This is a genomic window from Desulforhopalus vacuolatus, assembly GCF_016918505.1.
Lineage (GTDB): Bacteria > Desulfobacterota > Desulfobulbia > Desulfobulbales > Desulfocapsaceae > Desulforhopalus > Desulforhopalus vacuolatus.
On record NZ_JAFFPZ010000016.1, the window covers coordinates 52,887 to 70,383 of the forward strand.

Annotated in this window: 14 protein-coding genes; 7 read left to right on the forward strand and 7 right to left on the reverse strand. The window is 50.0% G+C overall.

The window, feature by feature from the left end:
• Window positions 1–475 precede the first annotated feature (475 nt).
• A complete protein-coding gene (locus JWG39_RS10850) occupies window positions 476–676 on the reverse strand; it encodes a hypothetical protein (RefSeq protein ID WP_205219419.1) in 201 nt (66 codons plus the stop codon).
• Window positions 677–796: 120 nt separating this feature from the next.
• Between JWG39_RS10850 and JWG39_RS10855 the strand changes: the two genes are divergently transcribed.
• The 6 genes from JWG39_RS10855 to JWG39_RS10885 all read left to right on the forward strand — a co-directional run bounded on the left by JWG39_RS10855 (window position 797) and on the right by JWG39_RS10885 (window position 8,129).
• The gene (locus JWG39_RS10855; protein WP_205219420.1) at window positions 797–2,026 is read left to right on the forward strand and encodes a Bcr/CflA family efflux MFS transporter; all 1,230 of its coding nucleotides are present in this window, start codon (window positions 797–799) and stop codon (window positions 2,024–2,026) included.
• 68 nt (window positions 2,027–2,094) lie between these two features.
• On the forward strand, window positions 2,095–3,897 hold the full coding sequence (gene nhaB, locus JWG39_RS10860; RefSeq protein WP_240192098.1) for a sodium/proton antiporter NhaB: 1,803 nt from the start codon (window positions 2,095–2,097) through the stop codon (window positions 3,895–3,897).
• Between the two features lie 684 nt (window positions 3,898–4,581).
• A complete protein-coding gene (locus JWG39_RS10870; protein WP_205219421.1) occupies window positions 4,582–5,652 on the forward strand; it encodes a TRAP transporter substrate-binding protein in 1,071 nt (356 codons plus the stop codon).
• A gap of 56 nt (window positions 5,653–5,708) precedes the next feature.
• Window positions 5,709–6,152 carry a TRAP transporter small permease subunit gene (locus JWG39_RS10875; protein ID WP_205219422.1) on the forward strand — a complete coding sequence of 148 codons (444 nt, stop codon included), beginning with the start codon at window positions 5,709–5,711 and terminating at the stop codon, window positions 6,150–6,152.
• The gene (locus JWG39_RS10880; RefSeq protein ID WP_205219423.1) at window positions 6,152–7,459 is read left to right on the forward strand and encodes a TRAP transporter large permease; all 1,308 of its coding nucleotides are present in this window, start codon (window positions 6,152–6,154) and stop codon (window positions 7,457–7,459) included. The genes JWG39_RS10875 and JWG39_RS10880 overlap by 1 nt, the downstream gene beginning before the upstream one ends.
• 283 nt (window positions 7,460–7,742) lie before the next feature.
• Complete coding sequence (locus JWG39_RS10885; RefSeq protein WP_205219425.1) at window positions 7,743–8,129, forward strand: MarR family winged helix-turn-helix transcriptional regulator; 387 nt, start codon at window positions 7,743–7,745, stop codon at window positions 8,127–8,129.
• Window positions 8,130–8,269: 140 nt separating this feature from the next.
• On the opposite strand, the gene ftcD is transcribed toward JWG39_RS10885, so the two are convergent.
• The 5 genes from ftcD to JWG39_RS10910 form a co-directional block, all read right to left on the reverse strand.
• Window positions 8,270–9,895 carry a glutamate formimidoyltransferase gene (gene ftcD / locus JWG39_RS10890; RefSeq protein WP_205219426.1) on the reverse strand — a complete coding sequence of 542 codons (1,626 nt, stop codon included), beginning with the start codon at window positions 9,893–9,895 and terminating at the stop codon, window positions 8,270–8,272.
• Window positions 9,896–10,043: 148 nt separating this feature from the next.
• Window positions 10,044–12,299 carry a TRAP transporter permease gene (locus JWG39_RS10895; protein WP_205219427.1) on the reverse strand — a complete coding sequence of 752 codons (2,256 nt, stop codon included), beginning with the start codon at window positions 12,297–12,299 and terminating at the stop codon, window positions 10,044–10,046.
• A 194-nt stretch (window positions 12,300–12,493) separates the two neighbouring features.
• Window positions 12,494–12,967, reverse strand: a complete 474-nt coding sequence (locus tag JWG39_RS10900) for a DUF1850 domain-containing protein (protein WP_205219429.1) — start codon at window positions 12,965–12,967, stop codon at window positions 12,494–12,496.
• On the reverse strand, window positions 12,967–13,935 hold the full coding sequence (locus JWG39_RS10905; protein ID WP_205219430.1) for a TAXI family TRAP transporter solute-binding subunit: 969 nt from the start codon (window positions 13,933–13,935) through the stop codon (window positions 12,967–12,969). Before JWG39_RS10905 ends, JWG39_RS10900 begins: the two co-directional genes overlap by 1 nt.
• Before the next feature lie 185 nt (window positions 13,936–14,120).
• Window positions 14,121–15,218 (reverse strand): ornithine cyclodeaminase family protein, encoded by a 1,098-nt coding sequence (locus tag JWG39_RS10910; protein ID WP_205219431.1) that lies wholly within the window; start codon window positions 15,216–15,218, stop codon window positions 14,121–14,123.
• A 417-nt stretch (window positions 15,219–15,635) separates the two neighbouring features.
• On the opposite strand from JWG39_RS10910, the gene JWG39_RS10915 reads away from it, so the two are divergent.
• A complete protein-coding gene (locus tag JWG39_RS10915; RefSeq protein ID WP_205219432.1) occupies window positions 15,636–16,415 on the forward strand; it encodes an IclR family transcriptional regulator in 780 nt (259 codons plus the stop codon).
• Between the two features lie 179 nt (window positions 16,416–16,594).
• Here JWG39_RS10915 and JWG39_RS10920 read toward each other — a convergent pair.
• Window positions 16,595–17,497, reverse strand: a 903-nt coding sequence (locus JWG39_RS10920) for an IS1634 family transposase (protein WP_205219435.1), incomplete at its 5' end; no start/stop codon positions are given.

Consider the following 17,497-nt stretch of genomic DNA (forward strand, 5'->3'; position numbering starts at 1 on the left):
AAAGTCGATATTGAAAACCAGTACGTTATGTTTGCGACAGAAATAGATTCGAGTGGCTGGAATGGTTATTTAGCCTATTATAATGGCACATACTATTACAGTGATAATGATAGTGGGAGTTCAGTAATTACAGGATCTACAACTTCGTCTGGGATGGCAACCTGGTTAACAACCAATGGGTGGACAGCAATTGAATAAATCGAAAACACTAAGTTTACTGACCACAGAACGCAACTGCGTGGACATCTTTTTTGGCGATTACGAAGGGCTAAAAGACAAAAAGGGAGAAAGGAGACGGGAGGCAGGAGACAGGGAAAAGCAAACAGCGGAAAAACAGTTTTTACCGCGAAGGACACGAAGAACGCGAAGAGTAAAGATATATCATTAACCCGGTGGATAAATAGATCCACGCCGGATAAGTCTAACTTACTGATAGCAGGTCACTAAACGCTGTGTGAAACTTGTAATTTTAAACTTAAATGCCCACAGGGTTAATAACAACAGCAAAGCCCTGTTTAGTTTTAAAATCTTTTCGCTGTTCCGTCTTTTGCTTTTCCCTGTCTCCCGTCTCCCGTCTCCCGTCTCCCGTCTCCCGTCTCCCCTTTCCCATCCCCCCACCAGCCACCTCATCTGCTCCGGTGAGGTAAGAACGAGCGGGGCAGGCTGAGAGAAACATAACCCGTCCTGCTCTTTTATTTGTGAAAAAATTAGTATCCCTGTAATATATTTTATTTGGGTTCGGGCAGATTGGCCTGACATGTACTTTTTCTATCTGATTCAATGTGAGCAGAAAGCAGTGAACGTCCATCAGAAATATCTCGGCAACATTGGTATATTTGCCATGCTGGCACTCATCAGTGCCTTTCCGCCACTCTCCACTGACCTGTATCTGCCAGCCCTGCCGGAGATGGTTCACGCTCTCAACGCCAGCGAGGCCGCAGTTAATTTAACCCTTGCCGTCTTCTTTATTGTTTATGCCGGATCACTGCTTTTCTGGGGCCCTTTGAGTGAAAAATACGGCCGCCGGCCGATGCTCCTCTCCGGAACATTTATTTATGCCCTCGCCTCTGTCGGCTGCTCTTTCGCTTCCAATATAGATACACTGATCTTCATGCGCATCGTCCAGGCCTTCGGCGGAGGCGCATCCACCGCTATCGGCACAGCCATCGTCAAGGACATCTACACCGGGAGAGAGCGCGAACGGGCGATGGCTCTGGTCATGTCCCTGGTAACCATAGCCCCGGTCGTTGCCCCTCTCCTCGGGGCGATACTGCTCAAGTATTTTTCGTGGCGGGCGAGCTTCATGCTCCTTGCCGGCGTTGGCACACTCGCGTTCTTTGTCACCCTCTTCTTTATAGAGACACTGAAGAAGGAAGATCTTTACCAGGGGTCTCTGCTGCAGTCGTGGGGGAGACTTTTTGTCGTACTGGGCAACAGGGGTTTTCGACTTCTTCTGCTTCCCTTTACACTCACCCAGGCGGTAATTCTCGGTTTCATCGGTTCAGCCTCCTATATTTATATAGGTCAGTTTCATCTCAGTAAGCAGGCCTTCAGCATTATTTTTTCCTTCAATGCCCTCTGTGCTGTGGCTGGCCCAATGCTCTATGTGTGGGCCTCAAAGCGGATAAGCTGGCAGAGTATAGTCAGCGCAAGTTATGGCATGATTATCCTCTGCGCCCTCATGCTCGCCACCCTTGCTCCTCTTTCACCATATCTTTTTGCACTGTCAATGATTCCCGGAACCCTCGCGGTCACGGTTACCAGAGTACCGAACACCAATCTGATGCTGGAGCAAATGGATACCGACACAGGCTCCCTCTCCGCTCTGATCAGTTTTTTCACCCTTGCCCTCGGCACTGTGGGGATGATAATCACCTCCCACTTCCCGGGTCACCAGATTCAAGCCATGGCGGGATCCAACCTGATCATCGGCACAGTCTGCGGGCTCCTCTGGCTTTATGCCCGCAGGCAGCCAGCTGTAAAAATGCTGCCAGACCACGTCTGCAACGTCCCTCCCGATAAATAAAGAATAAAGAGAAAAAGAAAATCTACGCTGATACAAAAAAGCTGAACCCTCAACAAAAAAGGAGAACCATGAAAGATCAGTCTTATCCCGCAAGTTTCCTGAAGCTCTTCCTCGGGAACACTGTCCTGTGGTACAAGTTGGTGATTCTCGCCTTCCTTGTAGCCAACCCGTTTCTGTTTATCTATGGCAGCCATTTTGTCGCTGGCTGGGTACTCATTGGTGAGTTCATTTTTACCCTCGCCATGGCGCTGAAATGCTACCCGCTGCCAGCGGGTGGTCTGCTCGCCATTGAGGCGGTAGTCATCGGCATGGCACCTGCAAAGACCATTTATGAAGAGGCATTGATCAACTTCCCGGTCATACTGCTGCTGATCTTCATGGTTGCCGGTATCTACTTCATGAAGGATTTCCTGCAGTTTACCTTCACCCGTCTACTCGTGCGGGTGCAGTCGAAGAAGAAGATATCTCTGCTCTTCTGTGTAGCCGGGGCCTTCCTTTCCGCTTTCCTTGACGCCCTTACTGTCACTGCGGTTATCATCGCCGTGGCCTACAGCTTCTACGAAGTCTATCACAAATACGCCTCAAGTGCCGCCTCCCGCCCGGCGAAAAATCTCGTGGACGATGAGGCCTTCACCAGCGCCGTTCGTGCTGACCTTCTGCAGTTTCGTGGTTTTCTGCGCAACCTGATGATGCACGGAGCTGTAGGAACCGCTCTCGGTGGCGTCTGCACCATGGTTGGTGAGCCGCAGAACCTGCTCATCGCCGAAACTATGGGATGGCACTTTATCCCCTTCCTGAAAGAGGTCTCCGTAGTCTCCATGCCGGTACTCGTTGTCGGTCTGCTCACCTGTCTGGGCGTAGAGCATTTCAAGATCTTCACCTATGGCTTTACCATGCCTGGCAACATCCGCTCCCATCTGCTTGAAACCGAGGTAAAGATGGAGGCACAACGCGGCACCGCAGGAAGACTGAAACTTGTCATCCAGGCACTTGTCGGTATTTTCCTCATCGTTGCCCTGGCTCTGCATCTCGCCGAGGTTGGTATTATCGGTCTGGCAGTCATTATTCTGCTCACCGCTTTTACCGGTGTGACTCAGGAAAATCAGATAGGGCATGCCTTTGAGGAAGCCCTTCCTTTTACCGCCCTGCTGGTGGTCTTTTTCTCCATCGTCGCGGTAATCCATGAACAGGAACTCTTTGTCCCGATCATTGACTACGTCCTCTCCCTCAAGGGACAGATGCAGTTACTGGCCTATTATGTGGCCAACGGCATACTCTCAGCCATCTCCGACAACGTCTTCGTCGCCACAGTCTATGTGAGCCAGACCAAGATGCACATTGCCGAAAATCTCGGCATGCTGCCGGATATTCTTACCATTGGTCAACATCTTGGTGCCGTCACCTCCAATCAGATTGCTTCTCTCTCTGACCTCAATTCCCAGGCGCTGATCGCGCAACTCAGCGATCCTTCTCTCAACCGCACCGAGTTTGTGAATTCCCTCGTTCCGGAAATGGCAGAGAAGGCAAAAGATATCATTGCGATCATGCACAACATTGGCGCTGAGCTGATGTCTGAACTGACTGATCCCGAGATGGAACGGTCCACGGTCTTTGCCAATCTGACACCGGAATCGGCAAAAATTGCGGAAGGAATCATGCTCCATTTCGATAAACTCGCGGTTGCCATCAACACCGGGACCAATATTCCAAGTGTAGCCACCCCGAACGGCCAGGCGGCGTTTCTTTTCCTCCTGACCTCCGCGCTGGCTCCGGTTATCCGCCTCTCTTACGGTCGGATGGTCGTGCTCGCCATGCCCTACACCATCACCATGTCAATCACCGGTGCTTTTGCCGTCTACTACTTCCTGTAAGAAGCTGAGGACAGAAGATGAAAAAGGACCTTTTTCCATTGGGAAAAGGTCCTTTTTTTGCGCAACGAAAAAATACGCTAAACATGCGAAAAAAGGATTTTATACCATTTATATTTTGTATTGATTCATCACCATTGATGGAAAATCGGCACGGCGGTGGTTTCCCGCGATGTTGTTCTGTAGACAAGGCATGCCTTGTCTACACTGTGACGGGAAACGTAACGATAACAGTGGAATTATACCAATCACATTTTTTACTGACCCAAAAAAACGACAGGACAAACAGGGTGATACATTAATTTCACTGCAGAAACGTCTGTTGTGAGATGAGCCACCTGTTGTGCTGAAGACGCCCAAATTGGGCGTCTCTACAAAAACCTTTTGCTTTTGCTTTTTCCTGTCTCCCGTCTCCTTTCTCCTGTCTCCCATCCCCCTGCCTTTGAATTCGCCAATAGAAAGTGAAAATGGCATTTCGTACGGTCACAACTTAATAGGAATGGGATTATACCTGCAAAGGCTGTCAGAAACTGCTGTATGCAGATCGTGCAGAGAAGAAATAAATGATCGGAATTTCACCAGATATCTGCCAAAAAGAGTGAATTCCGCAGATTCCATGGTATCATCAAGGTAACGGACGGGGTTCTTCAACCCTGATAATATATCATGCCTGCAAGGGAGACCACGATGAAACGTTCTATTACGGGGCTGGCACTTTGTTCCTCCATCCTGCTTCTTTTTTTATTCATATCCACCGGCGTGTCTGCAAAGACAACCAATATAAAATTCTCCACCTGGCACCCGGCGGTGAGCAGAGAAGTGCAGACCGTCTGGCAACCGCTGATGGAGAAGATAAAGACAGAGAGCGGCGGACAGCTTGACTACACCATGTACGCCGGAGGGGCTCTCGGCAAAGGGCCAGCGCACTATGAACTGGTGAAAAAAGGCATCAGCGACATGGGTTATTTCACCCTCACCTGGACGCCGGGTAAATTTCCTCTTTCTGAAATACTCTCCATGGCCATGTGGGTCGACGGCAAAGATCTGGCTGCGGATATCGGTAATGAACTCTATGCAAAATCTCTGCAAGAGGAGTTTAAGGGAATTCATGTACTGGAACTGAATGGCTGTATCCAGTCCTTCCTGTGGACCCGCAAACCGGTCACGCAACTGGCCGACCTGAAGGGAATGAAAATCAGAACACCCGGGGGAATGCAGACCCGCTACATCAAAAACCTCGGAGCAGAGCCGGTCTTCATGCCTCTCTCTGACGTTTATACCTCGCTGGATTCCGGTGCCATTGACGGCGTGGTCACCTGCCCGCCACTGGTTGAGGCCTTCAAACTCTATGAAGTACTCCATCACGGTGTTATCGCCACCTTCGGCTGTGTTACCGAGGGAGTGGTCTATAATCAAAGGAAGTGGAAGAAACTCACCCCGGAGATGCAGGAGCTGATCACCCGCCTCGCCCATAATCCCTACCGCACCACCGGTGGATTAAATAAGGCGAGCTACAGTGAGATGATGACCGACCTTCAACAAAAGGGAATGATCCTCCATGAACTCGACCCTGCAACGCAGAAAGAATGGTTCAAATCCTATCAGCAGGTAACCCGCGACTGGGTTCAGGAACAGAAAAATCCGGCGAAGGCGAAGGAAGTTGTACTGCAGCTCACCGGGATTTTACAAAAGCATGACGTCACCCCCGTAGCAACCCCCGAAGAGTGGCTTGGGGACGCGGCAAAGGTCTCTGACTGAGACGACCGGGAGACGTTATGGATACCTTTCAACGAATGGTTCACAGGAGCACGCGCATGCTGGCATTTTCGGCCATGTTTCTGCTCCTGCCAATGATGTTTCTCACCACCCTTGATGTCAGCCTGCGCCGCATTTTTTCTCTCACCATTCCCGGCACAATGGAGCTCTCCACCATGATGCTGGCGGCCTTCATTCTGCTGGGGCTCTCCTATACCCAGCAGTGCCGGGGCCATGTGAGGATAACCTTTCTGGTGGAGAAACTGCCGACAAGAGTACAGGCAGGTATTGAGATTTTTCTTTCTCTGCTCACCCTCCTTCTGCTCTTTGCCCTTGTCTGGGAGGGATGGGTTGTCGCCATTGAGGAGGAGCAGGTCTCCGACATGTTGCGCATTCCCCTCTGGCCCTTCAGGATGCTGGTTGTTCCGGCGTTTTTCTCTTTCGCCCTTGAGGTTATTGTTGACTTGATCAACAGCAGCAGAATCCTGCTGAGGAGAATCTGATGGAGCCGGTTACCACAGGTCTTCTCGGCATTCTCCTGCTGCTGGTACTGCTTGGTCTCGGCATGCCCATCGCCTTTGCCCTGATGTTCACCGGCTTTGCCGGAATCTCCGTTCTCGCCGGACTTGACTCGGCCCTCCCGATAACCGCCATGATGGTATACGATGAAGTTGCGATCTATCCTTACATGGTCATTCCGCTTTTTATTGTCATGGGATCGTTTGCCGGAGTCTCCGGGTTGAGCCGAAAGATGTTCTCCTGCCTCAATCTCTGGATGCAGAAGATGCCCGGTGGACTGGCAGTGGTCTCCATTGCCGCCTGCGCCCTCTTCTCGGCGGTCTCTGGTTCAGCGATCGCCACCACGGCCACCCTCGGCAATATCGCCCTGCCGGAAATGAAACGCCATCACTACTCTGACGCGCTGAGCACAGGTGCAGTCGCCGCCGGTGGAACGCTGGGCTTTCTCATTCCGCCCAGCCTCGGCTTTGTGGTCTATGGCATGCTTACGGAACAGTCCACCGGGAAACTCCTCGTCGCCGGAATTCTGCCCGGAATCCTTCTGGCTGTCATCTTCTGTGGAGTGGTGACAGTCTGGGTGAAACTGCAGCCGCAGGCCGCGCCACAGATAGATGTCGAAGCCAGCTGGCACGAGCGTTTTGTCGCCCTGAAGGATTTGCTTCTGCCCCTCGCGGTATTCGTTATCGTCATGGCGGGGATCTACGGCGGCGTGTTCACCCCCACGGAGGCGGGAGCAGTCGGAGCGACCATCCTCTTCTTTCACGCCTTGTTCAGCGGCAGTCTGAGCTGGAAGAACCTGATGACGATCCTCGAGGAGTCTCTGCGCATATCGGTGATGACGCTGTTCCTCGTCACCGGAGCCTCCATCTTCACCTCTTTTCTGGCGCTCTCCACCATCCCCATGGTGATGACAGCCAAAGTTCTCCATCTTGGTGTGGCGCCGGTCTTCATTCTGCTGGCAATAATTATATTTTATCTCTTCCTCGGCTGCTTCCTCGACGCCATCTCCATGATGGTGCTTACCATGCCCGTGGTGCTGCCGATTCTCTCCAGTCTGCACTGTGACCTCATCTGGTTCGGCGTTGTCTCCGTACTGATGATGCAGGCCGGTCTGATTACCCCGCCCCTCGGACTGAACATTTTCACCATCACCGGCATCGCAAAAGATGTGAAGGTTGAAACTGTTTTCAAGGGTGTTACCCCCTTCCTGCTCGCGGTACTTGCTGTTGTTCTCCTTCTCCTTTTCTTCCCTGCAATTGCCACCTGGCTGCCGTCAAAGATGATCTTCTGACCTCAAATCTGAAAAACTGCTTTATGGTTCCCTTATATCATTCCTATTAAGTTGTGACCGTACTAAATACCATTTTCACTTTCTATTGGCGAATTCAAAGGCAGGGGCGGAAAAAGGGAGAAAGGAAACGGGAGACGGGAGACAGGAAAAAGCAAAAGATGGAACAGCCTTGACAATTAGCCAGATAATAATTAGTCTGCTAAAAATTTAACACGAGGTTGCCATGTCGAAAAAAACGAAAGACAGACCCTTAATGAACCTTTTTATGCACATAGGAAAATTGTTGAACGACAGACTGAGAAGTTCCCTCGGTGAAAAAGGAATTCACTTCGGGCAGGCGCGAATTCTTACCGCCCTGCTGAAGCATCACAGTCTCTCCCAGCGGGAAATTGCAATCGGGCTCCACATAAAACCTGCCACGGTTACAAACATGGTGAAAAAAATGGAGGCATCTGGACTGATTGCCCGCAATCGAGATGACAATGACGATAGAATCATCAACGTTACCCTGACCCCGGAAGGAGAGGAGGCTGCGCATTTCGCTGAAGAGATAATTCAAAAAATTGAGAGTGAGATTCGGTCAGGATTCAACGCTGAGGAGCTGGAGCACCTGCGTGTTCCCCTGGAAAATGTCCGTAACACTCTCGGTGGAACAGATCCGAGTCTTTGACCTCCTCAGGAAAAAATACGGTACAGGAAGGATGATAAGAGTCACAGAATGAAGGGTCCCTTGAAGGGAAAAAAACTGCCGTTATCCCTGCAACAGTAAATGTTTTTTCTCCCGGGACTGGGCATCAGCCCCACAACAGTTTACCCCTGCTGCGTGCAATCTAAAATTCTGAGGATTTCTTCACAGCGCTTTTCAGCAATGGTATAAAGACCTTCAGCTTCCTGCAAAACCTCCTTTTTCCAAGGCTCATCATCTATATCAGGCGTATTGATCAACACATTCTGCCACGCACCCCAGATTCCAGTTTTCAAAGAGACAGCTCCGACAAGGGTATCCGATTTTGATGCGGGGTTCCCGTTTTTCGCCACAATCTCCAGCGCATCCCAGGAAGATCCCGCAAGTCGCATGACGGAAAGAGGTACCTTCACCGCAGTTTTCAATCCGGCCTGCATCTTTTCATGGCGGACCGCCTTCTCAGCATCCGTTTTTTTCGGCATGCGGAGCCCTTCCATATATTCGTTAAAGGCCAAAGTATCCCTGTCGATCATTGCAATGAGATCCTGCGTCAGCTGATGCAGCACAGGAATGGCCTTTTCGAGTTCTCCCTGCACACTTTCAAACTTGCGCACCCCGTACGTCAATTTGGCAACCATCGATCCAAGCCCGGCACCAAGAGCCGCAACAACCGCAGAAACTGAACCACCTCCGGGAGCAGAACTCCGGGCGGCAACTTCCGTTATCAGATCACGGGCAGAAAGCGAGGCAAGCGGTTCTTCGGGTTTTTCCGCTGTTATATACTCCACAATCCGCTCCTCCGGCTTAAAGGAAGCAACGGAGTTCAACCCCAGACGCTCAATAGTAAGGCGGAGTTTCTGGTGCTCTTCATAGAGAAAGAGCTCCTCTTTTTCAATGTAGTAATCCGCCGCCATGAGAAGAGATTCGAGAGGAACAATGCCCACAATTTCAGAACCGGCAATCCCGAGTCCAAGCTCCTCCGCCTCCTGTTTCACCGCCTCAAACAGCGTATGGATACCAGTGACATTGTAATCGTTGAGATTAACGCTGACCTGCGCCATTTTATATTCCTCAACATACCATCCCATCCCTTTCACACATTTCAGCCTGCCGGGTTTCCCCTTGCCGCGCCCGGCTTCCCGCAAATTAAGAGCAATACGGTGGGCCTGATTGGCGGTTGCCAGCAAATTGACGTTGTACGCAATGAGAAACATCCTCGCACCAACAGCGGACGCCCCCCACTCAGGAATAAACTCGGTTGGCCCGAAATCGGGCTTCCACCTCGGATCCTTCAACCGCTCTTCCAGCCCTTCATACTCTCCCTGACGAACATCAGGCAATTTCGTGCGATACGCCTCCGTTGCGGCATGTTCATAGAGAAAAGAAGCAATGCCCAGCTCCTCAGCCGCACGGGCGGCGAACCTTTTGGCGATCTCCACACAATCATCCATGGTGACCCCGGCCACGGGGATAAAAGGACAGACATCCATGGCACCCAAACGGGGATGCTCTCCGTGGTGTGTTCTCATATCGATGAGTTCCCGGGCTACCCGTGCTCCGGCAAGTGCACCCTCGATTACTGTCTCAGGATCACCAACAAAGGTATAGACCGTCCGATTGGTGGACCCCCCGGAATCGACATCTATCAGGCTCACGCCCTCCACATTGCGAATCGCAGTCGCGATCGCCTCAATGGTTTCCGTATTGCGTCCTTCCGAAAAATTGGGCACACACTCGACTATTTTACGCATTTTTTTTCTTTCACCTGATGCTCTTTTTCTCAAAATTTATACAGGAAATCCTGAAGTCGAACCTCTAAACCTGCCATCTAAAAACTACACCTCTCTGTAAGGCTTTTCATTTTTCCTCAGCCAGGGCCATTTGAACAACCACCAGGACTCAACGTTCTTCACCATAGCTTACAGGCGGGACAAACACTGCCGTCCTGGCTTTCATAAAGTTTAACCCGAGAATGGTAAATACAAGTATCGCCCCGAAAGTAATGACACCGAGATGACTGGAGACAAGACAGAGCCCTCCAATAGTCAGCAGCACTTTTCCCCACACAGAAACAGGCATGCGGAAATAACCGATATAGGCTGCAGAGAGAGCAATGATACCAAGAACTCCACTGACGATGGCGATGGAAAATTCGCCGAATTTAAAGTCAATGAAAAGCATGGAGGGGGCGTAAACAAACATGAAGGGAACCAGCGCCTTTCCCATGGAGAGTCGAAAAGCCGTCATACCTGTGGCCATCGGGTTGGCTCCGGCTATTCCCGCACCGGCATAGGCGGCCAGCGCCACTGGTGGAGTCACATCCGCGAGAACACCGTAATAAAAAACAAAAAAGTGCGTCGCTACGAGAGGCACACCGAGGTTGTTCAACGCCGGCCCCGCAATAGAGGCGAGAATAATATAGCATGGGGTCGTAGGGATGCCGGCGCCCATGACAATACAGGCAAAAGCAACCAGAATGAGACCAAAAAAGAGGGTACTCCCCTCAGCCGAGATGTAGTGAAACGGATCCATGGAACTTAAGAACATACCGATATTAGAGGCAAGCTCCAGAACTGTGCCGGAGAATTTAAAACCGAGACCGGTGAGCGTAATCATGCCAAGGATAAATCCCACACTGGCACAGGCCGCACCAATGGCAAGGGCATAGCGTGCTCCCTGGTCAAGACCGTGGACAATATCCCTCGGCGTAAGGGTGTGGGAGGCATCGAGATCACCAATCCCAAGTTTACGGGTAACCAGTGGAATCCACGAGCAGACAATAGAAAGAATAATTCCCCAGAAAGCAGCAAGATACGGTGTGTACTGCATAAGCAGCAGAGTCACCATCACAGTAAGAGGAACCATCAGATGCCATTGCCGTCTCAGCAGATTCCCGAGGAGCGGAATCTGATCCCGGCTCATCCCTTTGAGACCAAGCCGCCGCGCTTCAAGGTGAACCATGCTCAGGGTCGCAAGATAGTGGAAAAGTGCGGGAACGATGGCGATCAGAATAATCCTGTTATAGGGAATACCAAGCATCTCCGCCATAACAAAGGCGGAAGCTCCCATAATCGGTGGTGTTACCTGACCACCACAGGAAGCAGAAGCCTCCACCGCCGCAGCAAAAGAGGGAGAGAAACCGTTTCGCTTCATCATGGGGATGGTGAAAGAACCGGTGGTGGCAGTGTTGGCGATGGGGGAACCGGAGATCATGCCGAAAAAACCTGAGGAGACAACCGACACCTTGGCGGGTCCTCCGGAATAGCGGCCGGCGAGGATCATTGCCAGATCAATAAAGAGCTGACCAAGTCCGGAAGCCTGTGCCAAAACACCAAAGAGAACAAAATGGAAAACGTATGTGGCAACAACCCCGACAGCGATACCGTAAATTCCTTCGGTACCAAGGTAGAGATGCTCCACAATGCGGATAATATCGTAGCCCCGATGGGCAATCATGCCCGGTAAAAACGGCCCGAGAAGACCATAGAGAAGTGCAAAAGCACCAATTACCGGAAGTGTCTCCCCCATGACCCGACGACAGGCCTCACTCACCATGATAATTGCCAGCAGACCGAGGACATAATCTTCGGTTTGCGGGAAACCAACATTGGAGATGAAGATCTCTTTGAAAAAGATAATGAGATAGAGGGAAATTCCGGCTCCTGCAATTGCCAGCGGCCAGTCGGCGATGGAGACGCCCTTCCCCTTCTCACGCAGGTATTCCAGAGGAAGAGCGGTAATGGAGATAAGCAGTGTCACCAGCAGAATGCTTACGCTCGCAAGAGGGGAAATCCGGTCACCGAGGCGATCAACCAGCTGCCAGCCGAGGAAGAGATAGAAGCTGGCAAAACAGAGACTGAAAAACCATCCTCTTATTTTATTGGAGGGTACATGACGGGGAAAAACAAGAAAAGTAAGGCCAAGGACAAAGCTGAGATGCACTGTGCGGTGCATGATTTCATTGAGCAGTCCAAAACCTGCGGTATAGATGTGAAATACGGAGAGACACACGCAGAGAATCAACACGATGGAGGCGGTTACTCCCCGCAACTCACGAAAATTGGACTCTGCATCATACTTTTTTACAATCTCTTCAACCTCAGTTTCAGAGAGTTCGGGTTTGGGCGTGGTACTGGAATATTTTTCTTCGCTCATACATCCTCTTTTTCTCTTATGGGTACCTTGAGGGACCTTGCATTTCGTTCATATTCGAAGCACAGGAAAAAATTTACCGCAGACATAACGTTGATAACGAATTCTGGCGCTTACCTCGAAATCTCGTTCCTCGCTTTGTCGGAGGATAATTTTTTGACTGTAACAAAGAACGTGGACTATTATTCGATGTTCCCTTATTGGGTTATGCGACAGGGAACTCCCCGCAACTCGATGGCCCCGTCGGGCCACTGATTAAGGTTGATAGTCTTACGTTTAAGGTGGAGACGATTTTTGTATCTTTTGTCCGTGCGCACGACCAGTTTTGGGATTGGTCTGCGCATCTCAACAATGAACGTATCCTTCACCCGTCGCCAGCTCGTTATATTTGGTTCATCAGCCTGTGATGGCAAACCGGCTCCGTGAGTTTCAAATATTTCTCTCGCCTGGGTAATTTTCCCCTCTGCAAAGCGGTAGTCATCACGCACCGGCGTATTTGATACGGAATGGATGAAAGAGAGGGAGAACCTCCCATCTTCCGGAAGGCTGAAGTTGCCCAGCACTGATCCATCGGGAAAGGAGGCAGCACATAGACATTCTTCTGCCCGGCAGGAGGTGCCGAACAGAAGAAGGAGTGCGGTGAAGAGTGTCACCGTCACGATTCGCATCATTACTTGATAAGGCCTTTTTCTTTATAGTATTTCTCGGCACCCGGATGAACAGGAACAGAAACTGAGTCCAGAGCCTTGTCCAGGGAAATTTCTTTTCCTTTTACATGTACCTTGGAAAGAGTATCAAGGTTTTCATAGAGCGCTTTAGTAACCTCATAGGCAATCTTGTCATCCAGGCCTGCATGGGTTGCCCAGATGGCACGGACAGCAAGTGTCTGGACATCGGCTTCCTGGCCTTTATAGGTATTGGCAGGCAGAGTTACAGAAACGTAATAGGGCTGGTCCTTCAAAAGCTTTTCTACGGCCTCTCCGGAAAGAGGAATAACAGAAATTCCATGGTGATTGGCCAGCTCCATTACAGAAGCGGTGGGAGTTCCGGCGGTGATCAGAGTAGCATCAAGGTTGCCGTCTTTGATCTTCTCAACGGATTGAGCAAAAGAACTGTAGTCCTCTTTAATATCTTTGCGGGTCATGCCATTCACGGTGAGGAGATCACCAAGGAGTTGCCACTGCCCCGAGCCGGGAGAACCGGAAGATACAGACTTGCCTTTCAAATCGGTAAAAGTTGTAATTCCTTCATTTTTGCGAACAATAAGCTGCACCGTTTCGGGATAAAGAGCACCGAGAGCACGGATATTTTTAACAGCCTTCCCGTCGAACTGCTTCTCCCCCTTGTAAGCAGCATCAAGGATATCGGCAGCAACAAAAGCTGACTCAATGCCCTCGCGCCCCAGAAGGGAGGCATTGGCAACCGAGGCATTACCGGTTTCCGCTGTAGCAGAAAGATCTTTTCCATCGATTGTGACCTTGTTTGAAATCATCTGAGCGAGCATGCCGCCAAGGGGATAATAGGTCCCCCCAGTACCACCGGTAGCAATACCGAAGAAAATACGATCTGCGGCAAAACTGGTGGAGAAGATGAGAACTGACATGAATGTCAAAAGCGTAATAAGTGTAAATTTGCGCATTGTGGCCTCCATAAGGTTGGGATTATCTTGCAAAACTGTCATAATCAAAAAAGTATTCTACTCATCCGAATATGTCAAGTTTCATACCCCTGCAGGACGGGATGAAAATTAATGCGATGGATTAATGAGTTGTGAAGTAACAGAGGGGATCAAACCCATAAGCGAAGCTGATCCCCCTTGAAAAATCAGAACCCCAGACTCTCCAGCCATCCATTGGCTTTCGCGAAGTAGCTCATTTGAGAACCAACCCCTTTTGCCTGGGCACTCCGGTAGACCCTGTACCCTTCTGAAAGATCGTGAATTCCCATACCAATGGGATTAAAGAAAATTTTGTCTTCAGGGGAGAGACGCCCTTTTTTGCTTCCGGCTACAACCTCCCCGAGGTTCCCGGAAATACCCTCCCGGGTGATAACGCCCTGATCCACCGCACGCCAGCTGACATCAACCCCATGATGCTTTACCTGTTCCCAGTCATCAACGAAGATGCGGTCAAAAACATCAAGCGCCTCTGGAGGAGTATCCCAGAAAGAGATCTCAGCATGGAAGACCCCCGGCTTGTACCATTCCTTGTTGACGTATGGCTCTCTTGCCATAGTTGCCGTAGAGATAACATCCATATCAACAAAGGCCTCTTTCACGGTTTTCACCGGGATAACATCCATGTTGAGAACGGGAAACATTTTCTCCGCAAATTTCACGGCCGTGTCATAGTTGAGATCATATATTCTGAGGGTCTCAAGACTGGGCAGTGCGGCCTTCATCGCCACAGCCTGGGTCATTCCCTGGACGCTGCCACCAACCAGGCCAAAGAGTTTCGAATCAGGGTTGGCGAGGTATTTCGCAGCAACGCCACTGGCGGCCCCTGTACGCATTGCGCTTACCACCGCGCCGTCCATGACACAAACAGGAATAAGTGTTTCCGGGTCTAAAATAATGATAATTGCGGTTGCTCTCGGCAGACCTTTGGAGGGATTCGGAGGACAGCTCGGAATATATTTGATACCGGAAGTATCCACCGGTCCCAGCAGATCCCGTTTGATCAGCTCGTCGGCAAACTCTTTTCCACCAAGATAACTGGGCATTGACATGATTCGGCCGGAGGTCTCTTCTGTTTCAGGACCGCCCCACCGCACAACAGGTTTTCCAGGTTGAATGAAAGCCCCTTTCCCATGCAGGAAAAAAGAGCGCTCTACTGCCTTGAGCGTTTCTCTCATCTTTGTTCCGCCAGCTGCGACACAATCTTCCTGACTCAGATACAGCAGTGACCAGTTTTTTTCAGACATAACAACACACCTCCGTTGACAGGCGAATCGCCCCACGATGAAATTTACACGTCTGGGGACCTTGAAAAACCTTGCATTTCGTTCATATTCAAGACTCAGGAGAAAATGGGCGAAAGACTGGTTTTGTAACGTTCCCGTTTGTGTTGAAGGTCTTTTCCTTCAGCACGTTCCTGAGGGGTAAAAGTACGGAAATATTTTCAGGGAAACAAGATAAAAATACCTATGCAAAAAGTATTATCTATAAAAATGCAAAATAATACAATTATATCATCACAATACAGCCTTAAATTTTATATATGAAGTATAATATTCTTATATGAATTTTAATTATTGATAGCAAAAGCAGCTGATTTAGCAAGAGATAGAATTCCGGCACAGTTTAAGCCAGTCATTTTCAGAGAAAAAAGTGAGGGAATAATGGAAGAAATCGAACACAAGACAAAAGGAGACTATCTTGTCCCGGCATTGCAGAAAGGACTGTTGATTCTGGAGATGTTCACCCATGAAAGAAACGTTCTCTCGGTAAACGATTTTGCAAAACGCCTGGGAGTAAGCGCCTCAACCATCTATCGCACGGTGGTAACTCTCACTGAGATGGGATACCTCATAAAAACAGAGCGAAACAGCTACAGCCTGGGAAGCAGGGTTCTCTCTAACGGCTTTACCTTCCTCGCTTCACGGGGGATCGTGGAAATTGCAGCACCCTATCTGCTTAAATTACGTGATGAATCAAGTGCCTCCTGTCATTTAATGGTGCGGGAGGGAGTGGAGGTCATTTATCTCTATCGTGCGGCCTCCCCGCAGAGACTGGCGGTAAATGTCCCCGTTGGTACGCGGCTGGACTGCCATGCCACCGCCGGTGGAAGAGCACTGCTGAGGGGACTTGCGCCTGAAGAACTGTCCGAACTCTATTCCGGAGTGGCACTGGATCGAGCCCTGGGGCACACCCCAGCCTCTCTGCCCCTCCTGAAACAGATGCTGAAGGAGGAAGAAGGGCTCGGCTACTGTATCAGCCGTTCTGATTCCGCCACCGCCATCGGCGTACCACTTATTAATTACGCCGGTGAATACGTCGCCGCCATAAATGTGTCCGCCCCGGATACCCTGATGGGAAATGAAGAGATCCGTTCTTTAATGATCTCTCTTCTGCAGAAAACAGCGGAGGAAATTTCGCGGGAGCTGGGAAATCCGGGGTGAAGCACACGCAGGAGTAAAAACAACATGCGAACCACACGTAAAAGTGGCTTTTGTTCAACATTGGTCTAAAAGGAACCGGCGAGTTTGCTCGTCGACAGATATTGGACTCATTTCTGAAAAAAGAGTCTGTATTTATGGAAAATGATGGGAATTACTCACCATTCGCGTAAACTGAAAAGCTATCCGGAATTACTCTCCAGGCCGGAATAGATTTCTGGTCCCAGACCAAGGAGTTCCAACATCCTTATTTGTAACGGTGAAAGTGGTGTGACATGGTGAAAGATTTGCCCGGCTAAATCGATGATCGTTAGATTGATATTGGAATAGGCCTTCAGGATTCTTTCCGCGGTTGGAGAATCCGTTTCCTTCTTGGGATTTTCTGCGTGGAGGCCTGTGAGTTTTTCGCTATTTTGCTGTAAACCTCGACGAACGACAAACTCAATCAGCGTTAAGGCTCGCAAGGCTATACTCAGAAGATTTGTCAGTCCTTCAACTTGGTCATTTCTTTTGACAAAGACAGGATCTAAGGAGAGCGGAGCTCCCTTAAGACGATGAAATCCTCTTTCGATTGTCCACTCGTCGCGGTATGTGAGCACTGCGTTTTCAAAGCTCAACTGGTCAGGAGATTCGTTTGTGACGTACGCTTTCCAACCCAATGTTTTCTCTAATTCAGTGATTGCATCCTCCCGTCTTTCCACGGATGTAATCTGGTATCGGACCTGTGTGACTTGTTTCTTTTTGCGGTTCTCACTGCCGCGACCTTGTCCTATATATTGAACGAGTACTTTTTCTTCACGCTCAAAATGATAGCGAAGCAATCCCTGGACTTTATATTGTGTCAATATGGTTTCAGCTTTTTCTTCAAGCGTTTTTACATCCCGAATCTGACGTTTTCCGCGAGCAGGAGCGGGAGTTAATGCCTCCAACTTTTCGGTGGCCGTGGCGAGTCGTTTTCTTAGATTTTTCGACAGTGTTTCCCGGTATTTGGAGGAGCAAATAAGAAGAACGCGCTCTTCCCATTCGACTCTCTTTTCATCTTGGTCTATTGAACAGGTTCGAGTGAATTCATAGCCTTGGCCAAG

Coding starts and splice junctions, on each gene's coding strand:
- JWG39_RS10870 (WP_205219421.1), top strand. CDS start 4,582: ATGAAACGTTCTATTACGGGGCTGGCACTTTGTTCCTCCATCCTGCTT.
- JWG39_RS10915 (WP_205219432.1), top strand. CDS start 15,636: ATGGAAGAAATCGAACACAAGACAAAAGGAGACTATCTTGTCCCGGCA.
- ftcD (WP_205219426.1), bottom strand. CDS start 9,895: ATGCGTAAAATAGTCGAGTGTGTGCCCAATTTTTCGGAAGGACGCAAT.
- JWG39_RS10850 (WP_205219419.1), bottom strand. CDS start 676: ATGTTTCTCTCAGCCTGCCCCGCTCGTTCTTACCTCACCGGAGCAGAT.
- nhaB (WP_240192098.1), top strand. CDS start 2,095: ATGAAAGATCAGTCTTATCCCGCAAGTTTCCTGAAGCTCTTCCTCGGG.
- JWG39_RS10910 (WP_205219431.1), bottom strand. CDS start 15,218: ATGTCTGAAAAAAACTGGTCACTGCTGTATCTGAGTCAGGAAGATTGT.
- JWG39_RS10895 (WP_205219427.1), bottom strand. CDS start 12,299: ATGAGCGAAGAAAAATATTCCAGTACCACGCCCAAACCCGAACTCTCT.
- JWG39_RS10905 (WP_205219430.1), bottom strand. CDS start 13,935: ATGCGCAAATTTACACTTATTACGCTTTTGACATTCATGTCAGTTCTC.
- JWG39_RS10900 (WP_205219429.1), bottom strand. CDS start 12,967: ATGATGCGAATCGTGACGGTGACACTCTTCACCGCACTCCTTCTTCTG.
- JWG39_RS10880 (WP_205219423.1), top strand. CDS start 6,152: ATGGAGCCGGTTACCACAGGTCTTCTCGGCATTCTCCTGCTGCTGGTA.
- JWG39_RS10875 (WP_205219422.1), top strand. CDS start 5,709: ATGCTGGCATTTTCGGCCATGTTTCTGCTCCTGCCAATGATGTTTCTC.